Below are 14,790 nucleotides of genomic sequence, written 5' to 3' on the forward strand. Positions count from 1 at the left end.
AAATTAAGTCTGTGGGGGGTGGGGTGGGTTCCCAGAAGTCCTCGAAATCTTCTTCTATCAGTGCCGGAGAGGTGGCAGTTTCGTCGCTTTTGGCAATCGTCATTTTTTCGGCCTCTCTAGGTGGGAGTATCCATGTTTTTGCTGATTATTGATCCTATGTTACATCAGAATTTGGGAGTCAGGAGATAGATGTTAGGAGTTGAGAAAATTATCTTCGGTTAACAATGATCAAAACTTTTCTTCTGGGTGCGTTACATTGGGCTAACACAACCGACTAATACTAAAAAGGAGCAATAGATAATCAGTTTTTAATAACCAGATTTAGTATAATATCCTTAAGCTAACCAAAAAACTTGGCTTTATCTTTAACTAATTTTGTCCCGATTCCGGCGGCAATGACTTCAGAGAGAATGCTAATTAAACGATAGATAGCAACGGTGATAAGTACGTTGGCGGCGGGAAATTTTTCTGCGTCTAAAAGTGCGATTACTGTGGCTTCAAAAACTCCTAATCCTCCCGGCGCACCGGGGACAACTAAACCCAATAACCAAGCAAAACTAAAGGTTCCTAAGAGGGGTAAAATCTGAGCGGGGGTAATCATTTTTAATACCATCCAAGCTAAAATAAACCCCGCACCGCGCCACAATAAAAATCCAGTTTCACCCAGGAGAGGTACAAGAGGATATTTAGTTAGATAAACAGGTTCTTGAGCAATCTTTTTCTTTTGGCTAAGGATTTTCAGAGGATAATTTAAAAATTTGGGATGAATGCCGATTAAAATTAATCCTAAAACTAATATCTGTATCCCTAGACTTGAGCTAGATTTCATCCAACCTAAACCACTACCAATAACTGCTATGGCTAAGGCTGCACACACCAGCAATAAAAGTTCTAATACAACGCTTAAACTAGCGGTTCCCCAATCACTTCCTGCTTTATTAATTGCCACAATGCGAGCATAAAAGTGGCCGATATTACCGGGTAGATATTTTCCTAAATTGGTAATCATATAGATGCCAATTCCTGTGGAGGGTTTAATCGGTTGTTGATAGCTTTTGAGTATCCATGTCCACACCCATCCTGCCCAAATTTGAGCGATAATGGTGGTGACAAGTGCCAAGAAAAGAAATAACCAGCCGTGATTTTCAATTCTAACTGAGGTGACGTTATCCCAGTTATTTTTAAGGTTACTGAGAACAAAAAATAAGGTTCCACCAATAATCAGCCAACGTAGAAACTTTTTCAGCATTTCGTTTTTTCCTTTATTCATTTTCTGGAGGAAACCAATTGAGATCGAGCAGATTTTCTAAACTGTAGGGACATTCCCCAGGAAAACTAACTTGATTATCGGTTTTTTCTCTAACATAATTTAAAGCTTTCTGGTAAATACGAGGTAATTCTTTAGTGAGATAATTGCGGAGATTAGTAGTTAAATAAGTGTCGATCTGGTTTTTGAAATTGACGATTTCTGAACGCCAATGACTACGATTATATGTTCTTTCCTCTGTCCAAAACTGTAATAATAAACAATCTCTAATAATTTGCTGTAAAAAACTAGCAACACGAAACTTTTTTTCGTTTCCCAAGTCTTCTAATTCCTCGATTAAGTTTTCTAAGTCTAAAGCGTCAAATCTCTTCGCTTTTAAGAGTTCTATAGTTTCTTCCAACCAGAGAGAATCATCAATTTCGTAGAGAGTTTTTAAGTCGGGAATAACAGTCATTTTTTATCTCCTTTATTCGTAAGATGGTAGCCAATTAGGATCGAGAAGTTCTTCTAAACTGTAGGGACAAGTATTGGGAAAGTTGACTTGATTGTTGGTCTTTTTTCTCACATAACGGATTGCCTTCTGATAAATATTATCAAATTCCTGTTCTAAATATTTCCGTAAACTTGCCGTTAGGTAGGTATTTAATTGATCTTGAAAATTTACCAGTTCTGACTCCCAATGACTTTGATTATATTCTCTTTCCTTTGTCCAAAATTGCAGTAACAAAGCATGACGAATAATTTGCTGTAAAAAACTAGCAACACGAAACTTTTTTTCGCTGCCCAAGTCTTCTAACTCCTCGATTAAATTCTCTAAATCTAAAGTGTCAAATCTTCTCGCTTTCAAGAGTTCGACGGTTTCTTCTAACCAGAGAGAATCATCAATTTCGTAGAGAGTTTTTAAGTCGGGAATAACAGTCATTATCATCTCCTTTATTCATAATGTGGTAGCCAATTAGGATCGAGAAGTTCTTCTAAACTGTAGGGACAAGTATCAGGGAAAGTAACTTTATTCTTTGTCTTTTTCCGCACAAAGAAAACTGCATCTTCATAAATATTAGTTAATTCATTTTGTAAATAATTACGGAGATTGGTGGTTAAGCCTCTTTTTAGCTGAATTTGAAAGTTGACTATTTCTAACTCCCAGTGATCCTGATTATATTCTCTTTCATTTGTCCAAAACTGTAGGAGTAAAAAATGTCTAATAATTTGCTCTAATAAACTGGCAACACGAAACTTTTTTTCGTTTCCCAAATCTTCTAACTCCTCGATTAAATTCTCTAAATCTAAAGCGTCAAATCTTTTAGCCTTGAGCAGTTCTATGGTTTCTTCTAACCAGAGGGAATCATCAATTTCGTAGAGAATTTTTAAGTCGGTAATAACAGTCATTTTTTATCTCCTTTATTCGTAACGTGGTAGCCAATTAGGATCGAGAAGTTCTTCTAAACTGTAGGGACAGGTATCAGGAAAGTTGACTTTATTATCGTTTTTTTGACGAACGTATCGCAGGGACTCAAAGTAAATTTGCTCAAATTCCTGTTCTAGATATTGACGAAGATTTGTAGTTAAATAGCGCTTTAACTGATATTGAAAACTTATTATCTCTGCTTGCCAATGAGCCTGATTATATTCTCTTTCGCTTATCCAAAATTGCAGTAACAAAGCATGACGAATAATTTGCTGTAAAAAACTAGCCACACGAAACTTCTTCTCGTTTCCCAAATCTTCTAACTCCTCGATTAAATTGTCTAAATCTAACGCTTCAAAATTTTTAGCCTTGAGCAGTTCTATAGTTTCTTCTAACCAGAGAGAATCATCAATTTCGTAGAGAGTTTTTAAGTCGGGAATAACAGTCATTTTTTATTTCCCCTAGAATTGGCAATAGTGACCAGTTAAACCGATCACTACAGCTTTTTTACTGTTTAGATACTAGATAATTTTAGCGGAGCGCAGACCGAAAAAGAGACCGAGGGCAATTCCGGTAAAAACGATCAGATAACCCGCCAAAGCAGCAACAGCTAACACAGACATGGTGAAAATCTCCCAAGTAATTTAATCTTTTTTAGCATTGTACCGTTATTCTTGCCCTTCCCCTTCCTCGTCTTCTATATCTTCCCCAAAGCGCTGCTGGGGGGGGATTGCGGCGACAATTGCCTCGATTACCTTGCCGACTGGAACAATTTCTAAGCCCACATCTTCGGGATAAACTTGACCTCTAGGGACAATCGCCCGTTTAAAGCCCAATTTCGCCGCTTCTTTTAATCTTAGTTCCATTTGCGACACTAGGCGCACTTGTCCGCCTAATCCCACTTCCCCGATTAAGACTGTACGCGGATCCACGACTCGATCGCGAAAACTGGCGACAACAGCGATCGCAACTCCCAGATCCGCCGCCGGTTCTTCCACTCCCAACCCTCCTGCGGAGGCAACATAGGCATCTAATTTCGATAAAGGAATACCGACGCGCTTTTCTAAAACGGCGAGAATTTGCTGTAATCGGTTGTATTCTATGCCCGTGGTCGATCTTCGGGGGGAAGCGTAGCTGGTGGGGCTAACTAATGCCTGTAACTCCACCACAATCGGGCGTGTACCTTCACAGGCTACCACCGTCGCCGTACCGGGGGAAAATTCGTCGCGATTGCCTAAAAACAATTCCGAGGGGTTTTCCACTTCCACCAAACCGTGATCCACCATCTCGAAAATACCGATCTCATGGGTTGCCCCAAAACGGTTTTTCACGGATCTTAAGAGACGATGGGAGGCATAGCGATCGCCTTCAAAATATAACACCGTATCGACCAAATGTTCCAAAACTCGCGGACCGGCGATCGCCCCTTCTTTAGTCACATGACCGACAATTAATAAAGTAATATTCTCCCGTTTTGCCACCTGCATCAAGGCGGAGGTACATTCGCGAACTTGGGCGACAGATCCCGGTGCGGAAGTTAACGCCCCAAAATAAAGAGTTTGAATACTGTCAATTACCGCCACCTGTGGGCGTAGAGATTCTAATTCTCGCAAAATTTCCTCTAAATCGGTTTCTGGCAGAACGTAGAGATGATTATCGAGTTCTGAGGTTGATTCAGAGGCTTTTTTCTCCTTGCCATTGCCATTATTTTCCGACTCCACGGCAACCACTCCCACCCCCAAACGGGCAGCCCGCAGTTTAATCTGTTGTCCCGATTCTTCGGCGGAAACGTAGAGGATGCGCGGTAATCTTTGGGCGAGTTGGTTGGTAACTTGCAGTAAAAGCGTCGATTTGCCGATGCCCGGATCGCCGCCGATTAGTACAAGAGAACCGGGGACGATGCCACCACCGAGGACGCGATCAAATTCCCCGTAACCGGAGGGAAAACGTTCCTGTTCATACTGGGTAATTTCCGAGAAGCGAACCGAGATGCGGGGTTGGGGGTTGCGTTGCCCTTTGCCGTTATTTGGGCGACTATTTTGCCATCCTGGGCGATTTACCGCCGGATTATTGCCACCAGCCACCACTTGTTCTTCTAAAGTCCCGTAGGTGTCACAACTGGGGCATTTTCCCAACCATTGGGGAGATTCCGCCCCACAAGCGCTACATATATATATTGTTCGCGATTTCGCCATGTTTTTTAAGAAAAGTTGCAGAAAAGCGGTTTGGGGATCAATTCTCTTGTCAAATTTAATTAAGTATGATATAGGGGAAGCAAGACCCTAAAGTTATTGATAATTGCCATAAAAGAAATAAAATAGGAAATTTAGGCTTAATGATAACGGCAAAAGGATATTCTATAAACAGGAACGCTCGTTATTTAACTTTAAAATTCATCACACTATTTAACTAAGGAGTGTTAAGTCAGTTGGAGAACCAGAAGGAAAAAATTCTCGTTGTTGATGATGAAGCCAGCATCCGTCGTATCTTAGAGACTCGTTTGTCGATGATTGGTTATGAAGTCGTCACCGCCGCCGACGGAGAGGAAGCTTTAGAAACCTTCCGAACCGCTGAACCCGATTTAGTGGTTTTGGATGTGATGATGCCGAAATTAGACGGTTACGGTGTCTGTCAGGAACTCCGCAAAGAATCGGATATTCCTATCATTATGTTAACGGCTTTGGGGGATGTGGCCGATCGAATTACCGGGCTAGAATTGGGCGCGGATGACTATGTAGTTAAACCTTTTTCTCCCAAAGAACTCGAAGCGCGGATTCGTTCGGTGTTGCGTCGGGTAGAGAAAAATGGCGCCCCGGGGATTCCCAGTTCTGGTGTGATTCATATCGGTTCAATTAAAATCGATACCAATAAACGCCAAGTTTATAAGGGGGATGAACGCATCCGTCTGACCGGTATGGAATTTAGTTTACTAGAATTATTGGTCAGTCGATCGGGAGAAGCTTTTTCGCGCTCGGAAATCCTTCAGGAAGTTTGGGGTTATACCCCCGAACGTCATGTGGATACGCGGGTGGTAGATGTGCATATTTCCCGTTTACGAGCCAAATTAGAGGATGATCCCAGCAATCCTGAGTTAATTCTCACCGCTAGAGGTACAGGCTATCTTTTTCAACGTATTCTAGAACCAGACGAGGAATAGTTCTCAGCTATGGCACAAGCTGATCCCGATCGTATTTTAAGACTGTTACCCCTGTTCGCCGGCATCGTCGGGGGTACGGTATTAATGTTTAATCGTTTTGCCACTGCCGATTTAACCCCATCGCAAGCGCGTTCCGATGTGATGGGAGTGATTTTGAGTGGGGTTTTAATTTTGGTGGGTTTAATCTGGCAAAGAGTTCAACCCCGCTTACCGGATGCTGTGGAATTAATCGGGCGCGAAGGCCTGGAATTTGCCCCAGATTTGCCAGAACCGGTTAAAATTGAGCTTGCTTGGGCTTCCCATTTACTTTTAACTAACACCGTGACAAAATCTCTGATCGTTTATTATCGGGGAGAAGTTTTATTACGTCGCGGTATCCTAAGGGAGAATTCTGAAGTTAAAGTTAGTAATATTATCAAAAGAGTTTTAGAAACCGGTAAAGCCGTTTATTTAGTTAATTTAAATTTATATCCCGCTAAAATCGAGTTTGACTATTTGCCAGAAAACACCCAAGGCTTAATCTGTCAACCCATCGGTAAGGAAGGGGTGTTAATTTTGGCGGCCAATGCGCCGCGCAGTTATACTAAACAAGATGAAATTTGGATCGAGGGAATTGCTGATAAATTAGCCGACACTTTCAGTCAGTTTTAGACGATTTCAGTAAGATTTAAGAATTTGGTTCAGATGAGAGTAGGCAATTAGCGGCAGTTATCTCAATGGCGAGATAGCGATACTTTGCCAGCGATCGAAGCTTTTAAAAATCGTTAACTGACAGCCAACTGAATATTTTTTGAAATTTTATTTATCTTCAATTTCTATCTCGTCAATTGTATCATCAGTTAAGCCCAACTCTTTCTTTACGATAAAATTCACCAGCAAATATTTTAAACCAGTCAACGTAATCATCAGCGTCCACATTGCCATACTCTTTTTTTCTTACTAAGGCAAAAGGTGGGGAAGTACAAATCAAATCGACACTCTCATATAGGGATTTCGGCTGATTTTGATTAAACCATCGTACTCAGTAACAGTTGGCACTACTTTATTTTCTAGCTATTTTTCCTAACTGCTAACCCCGATCATCAGTAGGGGGTTGATGTTTCTCGATCAAATCGATCGCCTGGGTGACACTTTCCGGGAAAATTACCACTAAACCCCCCTCAGAAACCGTGCTTAAAGCCTTCTCTAAAGCCTCCGTTTCATCGAGAATAACTTCCGGACGCATACTGGCATTTTCTTGGCTAATTCCCCTGAGAATTAAATCGGCCACTTCCCCCCGTCGGCGACCGCGAGTATCGTTATCTTCCTTGACAATAATTCGATCGAACATTCGCGCCGATAATTTCCCTAATAAAATTAAATCATCATCGCGTCGATCGCCAGGTCCCCCAACCACGCCGACTTTTTCCCCGGACCAATTGCCGACAAAACCGCCGACGGCTTCGTATCCGGCGGGATTATGGGCATAATCGATTAAAGCGTGATGATGTCCCAAGTCAAACAGGTTCATCCTGCCGGGGGTCTGGGCCACGGAAGGTTTAAAAGTTCGGACTCCTTGGCGAATTAACTCGATATCGATACCCTGCACAAAAGTCGCTAAACAGGCGGCCAAGGCGTTAGCAATCATAAAAGGAGCCATTCCCTGCATAGTCACGGGAATATTGACCGCTTCCTCGATTCTCAGCGTCCATTCTCCCTCTAGAATCGACAGATAGCCATTCTCATAAATGGCGGCCATGCCACCGCGACGGATATGGTCGTGAATAATCGGGTTATCGGGACTCATGGAAAAATAAGCGACTCTTCCCTTTACTTTTTCGGCCATACTAACGGTCAAAGGGTCATCGGCATTTAAGACCGCGTAACCCTCGGCGCTAACCACCTCGGCCACAACGCTTTTTACCTTCGCCATCTGTTCGATGGTGTCGATATCCCCGATACCCAAATGGTCGGCGGCCACATTTAACACCACTCCCACATCGCACTGATTAAAGGCTAAACCCGATCGCAGGATACCACCCCGGGCCGTTTCTAACACGGCAATCTCGACTGTGGGCTCCTTCAAAATCATACCGGCGCTGTAGGGACCGGTGTTATCGCCCTTTTCTACCAGATAATCATCGATATATACCCCGTCCGTCGTGGTAAATCCGACTACTTTCCCCGTTTGTCGGCAAATATGAGAAATTAAGCGGCTAGTGGTGGTTTTGCCGTTAGTTCCCGTAATCGCCAGAATCGGCACGCGACTGGGAGTCCCGGGGGGAAATAACATATCGATAACTGGGGCGGCGATATTGCGGGGTAAACCGCGACTAGGGGCGACGTGCATCCGAAAACCGGGGGCAGCGTTGACTTCTACGATTACCCCGTCCACTTCTTTCAGGGGTTTGCGGATATCATCTGTCACCACATCGATACCGGCAATGTCCAAACCGATTAATTTTGCCACTCTTTGGGCGATCCAGACGTTTTCGGGGTGAATTTCGTCGGTACGATCCACGGCGATGCCGCCGGTGCTTAAATTAGCGGTGGCCCGCAGATAGGCGATCGCACCTTGGGGTAAAATGCTGGTTAATTCATAGCCCTGTTTTCCTAGCACATTAAGGGCGGTTTTGTCAATGGTTATTTTAGTTAAAACGTTGGCGTGACCGTCACCCCGGTTGGGATCCCGATTAGTAATTTCGATTAATTCTTCTATAGTTGAGCGCCCATCACCGACGACGTGAGCGGGGATCCGTTCGGCCACGGCGGCGACTTTGCCATTGATGACTAAAATTCGGTGATCACTGCCTTTATAGTACCTTTCTACGATCACGTTGCGGGTTTTCGAGGCGGCACTGGCTAGATCATAGGCTTCCTCTGCTTCCTGTTGATTTTTAACATCGATGCTGATGCCGCGGCCGTGGTTGCCATCGAGGGGTTTAATCACGATGGGAAATCCTCCCACTTCCTCGATTGCCGCTGGCAATTCATCCAAGTATTGAATCACCGTACCCCGGGGGACTGGAATCCCTCCATCCTTGAGGATAGTTTTCGTGCCTTCCTTGTCACAGGCCAACTCAACGGCTAAAATCCCCGAAAAACTGCTTAAAGTGGCTTGAATGCGCTTTTGGTGAACGCCATAGCCCAATTGCACCATGGAACGAGCGCTCAGGAGTAACCAGGGGATATTTCTAGCTTGTGCTTCTTTGACGATGGTTTCGGTACTCGGACCAAGGGCGGCATTATTGCATAAATCGCGTAAATCGGCTAAATCCTGGGCCAATTCTTCCTTAGAATAGGTTCCCGTATCGACAAGGGATTGACACAAACGCACGGCGGCCCGACCTGCATAACGTCCCGCTTGCTCGTCAACGTACTCAAATACCACGTTATAGACTCCGGGGGTGGAGGTGCCTCTAGTGCGACCAAACCCGACGGGAGTTCCTGCCAGTTCCTGCAATTCTAGGGCGATATGTTCGATAATATGGCCCATATAAGTACCAGTGCGGACTCGTTCAAAGAAACCGCCGCGATAACCGGGGGAGCAGTAATGTTCGACTAAACTGGGGAGAACGTCGATTAATCCCTCGTAAAAGCCTGGGATTTCATTCGATGGCTTCTCTGCGAGCTCTTCGAGATCTAGACGCATAACAATGAGCTTGTCGCGACGAATACTCCAGTAGTTGGGACCGCGCAGGGTTTGGGTTCTGATAATTTTCATGATATAGCTGATGTTCGCTGTTGAGAAGCACAAAGAAGCCGTTGTTTATTGTCTGGTTTTCCGAGATTACTAGACTGTTCACTATGAACAGTTTTTCGGGAGTTTTTTTACCCTAATTTAGCGATCACTTGCTGTTTTTTGAGATGATAGCCATCACCGTAGGCAAGAATATGTACCCGCAGATTATGCAGACTCAGGGGTTCGTTAGCGGTGACGTGATGGTGGTTGGTGTGGGACATTTCCCTAGCATCAATTACCGTCACTGTACCGCAGCCGATTACCGTCATCGTGCCATCCCGTTCAAACATAGCGCAGGTATCCTCATCGATGCCAATTCCTAAACGTTCGGGATAACCGGAGATAGCGCTCATTAACCGAGCCATGCGGTTGCGATTGTGGAAGTGTTGATCGACAATGACTTCAGGAATGAGACCTAATCCCATGGCCATATCTACTAGGGCCCGATTGGGTGCTTCCCCGCTGCTGCCCCCAGCAATCATGTGATGACCCATAACGGCGGCCCCGGCGCTAGTTCCGGCCAGAGTCAGTTCTCCCTGTTGCACTCTTTGTCTGATCCTTTCCATCAGGGGGGTATCGGAGAGCAAACCGCATAAACGCAGCTGGTCGCCTCCGGTCATAAATACACCTGTACATTCTTCGATGTAAGCTTGAAATTGGGGGTCTTCTCCCTGTACACGATCGCGAATATCGATAACTTTGACGTATTTTGCTCCCATTTCCTCGAAAATCTTCTGATAGCGATCGCCAATTAAAACCGGTTCTCTGGAAGCGGAGGGAACAATAGCGATCACCGCTTCGCTACCCCCGGCGCGATTCCAAAAGGTGTGCAGTATCTCTTTACCGTGGACTTTATCCTCGGCACCACCAATGACTAAAATCGCCGTTTTGAGAGATATGGGGGTAGGATTTTCGTGGTGTTGGGTTTCTAGCTCGATGATCATGTCACTGAACGAATAGACATTTTTAGGGATGGAAGGTTTTTCGGGAAGATGGACAAGTATCTTGATGTTATTTTCCCTGAACGGTTGACGGAAAAAAATGCGGTTTAGGAATATTTTTCGGGACATCAAGCAATAGTAGAGGCGATTTTAGCAATTTTCTTCGAGCCACTGGCAATGACGGACTGTTAGTTAACTTTAAGTCTAGGCTAGACTTCGATCACTCAAGCTAGAGCCAGAAAAACCCCTAGACAGTACAGCATAGTCTATCATGTTATCGAGATAGACTAGCGCCAAATTAGCAAGATTTTAACCGATCGAACCGTGACAAAATGATACATTAAACACTATCCCAGTCTAGGCCTTAATTTTTCCCGTGCAGTTTGACATCATTACTCTCTTTCCCGATTTTTTTACCTCACCGCTGCAGTCGGGGTTGTTGGCAAAAGCTCTCGAACGCGACATCGCTAGGGTAAATTTGCTCAATCTCCGGGATTTTGCCCACGATAAACACCGTCGTGTCGATGATGAACCCTACGGTGGTGGTGTGGGAATGTTATTAAAACCAGAGCCAATTTTTGAGGCGATCGAGTCTTTAGAAATTTTACCACCCCGGGAGATTGTGCTGATGACTCCCCAGGGGGAACCTCTCAATCAAGCTTTACTGAAAACTTGGGCCGGTAGTTATCAGCAGTTAATTCTCATCTGCGGGCATTATGAAGGGGTAGATGAGCGGGTTTGTGAGCATTTGGTGACTAGAGAGGTATCTTTAGGGGATTTTGTCCTAACTTGTGGGGAAATCCCTGCTTTAGCGATTATTAACGGGGTGACGCGGTTGTTACCTGGGACGGTAGGTAAGGCAGAATCGTTGAAATTGGAGAGTTTTGAGGCAGGTTTATTGGATTATCCCCAATATACTCGGCCGCCGGTCTTTCGCGGTTGGCAAGTGCCGCCGGTTTTGCGATCGGGTAATCATCAGTATATCGCCGATTGGCGCTATCAACAACAACTCGATCGCACTAAGGAACGTCGTCCGGATATCTGGCAAAAATGGCTAGAGGAACAGGATTAATCCCCCAAAATGCTGGCTCGCTGCCTACAATTTCAGGTGATTAAGGGCTAAATTCCGTTGTTGGAGAGCGAATTGATGGCTAGGCTCTAGTTGTAGGGTTTGGTTAAAAGAAACCACTGCTTCCGAGAAACATTTTAACTTGTAGAGACAACAACCCCGTTGATACCATGCCTCAGCCTTTTGGGATTGTAACTGTAAAGCCTTATTATAAGCGGCGACCGCTTCACTGAGTCGTTCTAATTCCCGTAAAGCTTCGCCTTTGCTAAACCAAACATTAGCATCGGATTTAATGGCCAGGGCTTTATTATAGGCCGCTAGACCTTCGGCATAACGTTGCATCCGACATAAAATCATGCCCTTGTAATGCCATGCTTCCAGATAATCTGGCTGCAGTTGAATTGCCTTATCCCAAGATGCGATTGCGGCGCTGATTTGTCGTAAATTAGCTAAAGCGATGCCGCGATAAAACCAAGCCCGAGCATTATTATTCTCTAATTGAATTACCTGATTAAAAGACCCTAAAGCTTCGGGAAAACGCCCTAATCTTTGCAAGGCCAGACCGCGATTATACCAAGCATTGACAAAATTGGGCTTTTTTCGCAGGGACTGCTGATACAATTGAACTGCTTCGCGATGCTGCCCCAAATCGAGGTGTGCGTTACCGCGATAAAACAGCTCCTCTGGTGAAATTTCCCTGATTAAAGCTTGTTGGTGACGCAATTGCAGTAACTGTTTTATGGCATCTAAAACTTCTGCTGCCGAGGGAAAGCGTTGGCGCCAGTCATAACGGGTCATTTTATCGATAATAACTGCTAGATCATCTCTAACATCGGCCTGATCGCGCCAAGCGATTTCTCCGGTTTCGGCATCTTCGGGAAATTGCGTCGGGTTGAGACCAGTTAAGGCTTGAATAGCGATGATTCCCACGGCATAGACATCGCTAGACAATCGCGGTTTATTTTGCGCCTGTTCACTAGGCATATAACCAGGGGTGCCAATCCCAATGGACACACTGGTCTGTTTTGCTTTTAGCCATTGAGTCCCCACTTGTTTGACTCCACCAAAGTCGATTAAAACCAACTTGCCCTCGTGGCGACGGATAATATTATTGGGTTTTATATCTCGGTGAATGATATTATTTTGGTGGACAAAAGCCAGAACTTCCAAGATATCTTTTAATAACTGAATTACCTGACTCTCTTCTAAACGCTTACCATTAGAGATTTCCTGACTAAGATCGTGACCATCGATAAATTCTTGAACGATATAAAAAGACTTATTTTCCTGAAAACTGGCGAAAAATTGCGGTATTTGAGGATGATGGCCGAGTTTTTCTAAAGCTCTGGCCTCACTCTCAAATAATCCTATAGTAACTTCGTTAACCACTTGGGGCATTAACTGTTTGACCACACATTGAGGACGGCCGCGGCGATAGTTATCTTGGGCTAAAAAAGTTTGACCAAAAGCCCCTTGACTTAGGGGTTTAATAACTTGGTAACGTCCCCCGATAATTAGTTTCATGGTAGCGATAGGATTATCTTTGCCCTAGAGCAGCTTGACAGGACAGTTAACAACCAAAGGGGTTAACTTGCTCATGCCCATCTTGCCATTTAATTCATATATTACATCAATTGTCGTCAGAAGCGGGTAACGCGACTCGAACGCGCGACATTCACCTTGGGAAGGTGACGTTCTACCACTGAACTATACCCGCTAAAGTCTTCCTAATCATAGCATTGACCCCCCAGCCAGAGCAACGGCCCTAGGCTGTTTTCCATCACCGCACCAGTGCAGTTTGTCGGCAAAACTGGCCCAGTCGCAATTTAACATTTTTTCCTGACAGGACAGTAGGGCTTTTTCTAGCTGTTGCTCGGCATTTTTTCGGCTTTATAGCGGCTTTTGTCGATAAACCCCAAAAATAACATCTAAGCCCCCCCAAGTACAGCCAAGGGCAGGAAAACCGTGATGGAGAACATTTTTTTGATCGCTTGCCTTAATCGCTGCTGCTGTTGGTAAAATCCAGTCAACCATCGCTCATAGCTGACTAGCGCAGGAAACTGCCCCCATTAGTCCCACTTCGGTATTAAGAACGATATAAACGGGAATATTGCTTAATAGCTCCCTCATCCGACCTTTAGCCCGAAAAGCCTTCATAAAGCTACCCTCGGTCATTAGGGGAAGATTTTTGGCCGCAATCCCTCCCGCGATGTATAATCCTCCGTAGGGAAGCAACTTGAGGGCTAAATTGCCCGCTTCCGCACCGTAGGCCTCGACAAAGATTTTCATGGTTTGATAACAGAGATAATCCGAGTCATCTTGGGCAAAACTGGCAATTTTAGCCGCTAAATCGACGGTTTTTTGCGGTTTACCCATTTCTTCTAACCAAGTGCGGTAAATTTCCGCCATGGCCGGTGATGACTGACTATAGTTACTATCGTGGAGAAATCGATAGATAGAAGTGATTCCTTGCCCGGAAACCACTCGCTCCACCGAAATGCGCTCGATATTATAGAGTTCCAAGAGATAATTTAATAGTTGATATTCTAAACTCGATCGAGGGGCAAAATCGGCGTGGGAACCCTCACTACCAAACACCCGATATTTACCTTTCGAGATAGGAATCAAAAAACCCTCTCCTAACCCAGTTCCTGCACCAATAACCGCAATCGGGGCCTCTGGTACTGCCGGGGCCGACTGTAGATTGTGCAGCTCCTCTGGGGCTAATCCTAACACCCCATAACCGATCGCCGCAAAATCATTAATTAATTTTACTCGCTCAATCTGCAGCTCCTGGCTTAGGCGATCGCCAGTTAGGAACCAACTTAAATTAGTCAATTCGGAACTATTGTTAACCACTGGACCGGCAATACCGAAACAGGCTTTTTCCACCGAGGGAATAGTGACTTGTCGGGCCAAAAACTGCTGGACGATCGGCACCAGATCGGGGTATTGTTTACTAGGATAAATTTCTTGATCGAGAGTAGTTAGCCGGGGTTGGGGACTATCGGCTGAGTTTTGGCAATCCACTAAACGCAGGATTGTTTTAGTTCCCCCGATATCTCCCCCTAAAAGAATCGTCATGTTGGTTTTTACCTCAGTTTGTCCCCATAATTATAGTTTTTTTACCGCTTCTCCCCAGGTAAATTTAAAGGCCACTAATTCTATACTATAGTTAAACATGGTAATGCCTAAGCCCTAATTAAGGATTGATTAATCGTCGCTCC

The 14,790-nt window shown here is 44.6% G+C and carries 16 protein-coding genes, 1 tRNA gene and 1 pseudogene; 3 read left to right on the forward strand and 15 right to left on the reverse strand.

Annotated elements, in window-relative coordinates; genetic code table 11:
• The 8 genes and pseudogenes from IM319_RS22765 to radA form a co-directional block, all read right to left on the reverse strand.
• Positions 1 to 103 (reverse strand): annotated as a pseudogene (locus tag IM319_RS22765) (Uma2 family endonuclease); the annotation flags it as partial.
• Positions 104 to 340: 237 nt separating this feature from the next.
• On the reverse strand, positions 341 to 1,270 hold the full coding sequence (locus IM319_RS17830) for a lysylphosphatidylglycerol synthase transmembrane domain-containing protein (protein ID WP_286826510.1): 930 nt from the start codon (positions 1,268 to 1,270) through the stop codon (positions 341 to 343).
• Positions 1,263 to 1,721 carry a DUF29 domain-containing protein gene (locus IM319_RS17835; RefSeq protein ID WP_287736466.1) on the reverse strand — a complete coding sequence of 153 codons (459 nt, stop codon included), beginning with the start codon at positions 1,719 to 1,721 and terminating at the stop codon, positions 1,263 to 1,265. The genes IM319_RS17830 and IM319_RS17835 overlap by 8 nt, the downstream gene beginning before the upstream one ends.
• A gap of 12 nt (positions 1,722 to 1,733) precedes the next feature.
• Positions 1,734 to 2,189, reverse strand: a complete 456-nt coding sequence (locus IM319_RS17840) for a DUF29 domain-containing protein (RefSeq protein WP_287736467.1) — start codon at positions 2,187 to 2,189, stop codon at positions 1,734 to 1,736.
• An 11-nt stretch (positions 2,190 to 2,200) separates the two neighbouring features.
• On the reverse strand, positions 2,201 to 2,656 hold the full coding sequence (locus IM319_RS17845; RefSeq protein WP_287736468.1) for a DUF29 domain-containing protein: 456 nt from the start codon (positions 2,654 to 2,656) through the stop codon (positions 2,201 to 2,203).
• 12 nt (positions 2,657 to 2,668) lie between these two features.
• On the reverse strand, positions 2,669 to 3,124 hold the full coding sequence (locus IM319_RS17850) for a DUF29 domain-containing protein (protein WP_287076541.1): 456 nt from the start codon (positions 3,122 to 3,124) through the stop codon (positions 2,669 to 2,671).
• Positions 3,125 to 3,196: 72 nt separating this feature from the next.
• Positions 3,197 to 3,298 (reverse strand): cytochrome b6-f complex subunit PetL, encoded by a 102-nt coding sequence (gene petL, locus IM319_RS17855; protein WP_002752397.1) that lies wholly within the window; start codon positions 3,296 to 3,298, stop codon positions 3,197 to 3,199.
• A gap of 45 nt (positions 3,299 to 3,343) precedes the next feature.
• The gene (gene radA, locus IM319_RS17860; RefSeq protein ID WP_149986179.1) at positions 3,344 to 4,870 is read right to left on the reverse strand and encodes a DNA repair protein RadA; all 1,527 of its coding nucleotides are present in this window, start codon (positions 4,868 to 4,870) and stop codon (positions 3,344 to 3,346) included.
• Positions 4,871 to 5,103: 233 nt separating this feature from the next.
• On the opposite strand from radA, the gene rpaB reads away from it, so the two are divergent.
• Both rpaB and IM319_RS17870 read left to right on the forward strand, forming a co-directional pair.
• Positions 5,104 to 5,832 (forward strand): response regulator transcription factor RpaB, encoded by a 729-nt coding sequence (rpaB, locus tag IM319_RS17865; RefSeq protein WP_002781934.1) that lies wholly within the window; start codon positions 5,104 to 5,106, stop codon positions 5,830 to 5,832.
• Positions 5,833 to 5,841: 9 nt separating this feature from the next.
• A complete protein-coding gene (locus IM319_RS17870; protein ID WP_286826514.1) occupies positions 5,842 to 6,483 on the forward strand; it encodes a cofactor assembly of complex C subunit B in 642 nt (213 codons plus the stop codon).
• 147 nt (positions 6,484 to 6,630) lie between these two features.
• Here IM319_RS17870 and IM319_RS17875 read toward each other — a convergent pair whose 3' ends face one another.
• From IM319_RS17875 to IM319_RS17885, 3 genes are all read right to left on the reverse strand, one after another.
• Positions 6,631 to 6,756, reverse strand: a complete 126-nt coding sequence (locus IM319_RS17875; RefSeq protein WP_287736469.1) for a hypothetical protein — start codon at positions 6,754 to 6,756, stop codon at positions 6,631 to 6,633.
• A 145-nt stretch (positions 6,757 to 6,901) separates the two neighbouring features.
• Positions 6,902 to 9,535 (reverse strand): cyanophycin synthetase, encoded by a 2,634-nt coding sequence (cphA, locus tag IM319_RS17880; RefSeq protein WP_287736470.1) that lies wholly within the window; start codon positions 9,533 to 9,535, stop codon positions 6,902 to 6,904.
• Positions 9,536 to 9,642: 107 nt separating this feature from the next.
• Positions 9,643 to 10,497, reverse strand: coding sequence for a cyanophycinase (locus IM319_RS17885; protein WP_287076548.1), 855 nt, complete (start codon positions 10,495 to 10,497; stop codon positions 9,643 to 9,645).
• Between the two features lie 373 nt (positions 10,498 to 10,870).
• Here IM319_RS17885 and trmD point away from each other — a divergent pair, with 373 nt between their 5' ends.
• The gene (trmD, locus tag IM319_RS17890; protein ID WP_286826517.1) at positions 10,871 to 11,566 is read left to right on the forward strand and encodes a tRNA (guanosine(37)-N1)-methyltransferase TrmD; all 696 of its coding nucleotides are present in this window, start codon (positions 10,871 to 10,873) and stop codon (positions 11,564 to 11,566) included.
• Between the two features lie 24 nt (positions 11,567 to 11,590).
• Here trmD and IM319_RS17895 read toward each other — a convergent pair whose 3' ends face one another.
• The 4 genes from IM319_RS17895 to IM319_RS17910 form a co-directional block, all read right to left on the reverse strand.
• Positions 11,591 to 13,087: a tetratricopeptide repeat protein gene (locus IM319_RS17895; protein ID WP_287736471.1), complete on the reverse strand. Its 1,497-nt coding sequence runs from the start codon at positions 13,085 to 13,087 to the stop codon at positions 11,591 to 11,593.
• 121 nt (positions 13,088 to 13,208) lie between these two features.
• Positions 13,209 to 13,280 (reverse strand) — tRNA-Gly (locus tag IM319_RS17900).
• A gap of 173 nt (positions 13,281 to 13,453) precedes the next feature.
• Positions 13,454 to 13,597, reverse strand: coding sequence for a hypothetical protein (locus IM319_RS17905; RefSeq protein WP_287736472.1), 144 nt, complete (start codon positions 13,595 to 13,597; stop codon positions 13,454 to 13,456).
• Positions 13,598 to 13,600: 3 nt separating this feature from the next.
• Entirely contained in the window at positions 13,601 to 14,647 is a 1,047-nt protein-coding gene (locus tag IM319_RS17910) for a glucokinase (RefSeq protein ID WP_287736473.1), read from the reverse strand.
• Positions 14,648 to 14,790 lie beyond the last annotated feature (143 nt).

The sequence above is a fragment of the Microcystis sp. M113S1 genome, assembly GCF_020246945.1.
In the GTDB taxonomy this organism is placed as follows: Bacteria; Cyanobacteriota; Cyanobacteriia; order Cyanobacteriales; family Microcystaceae; genus Microcystis.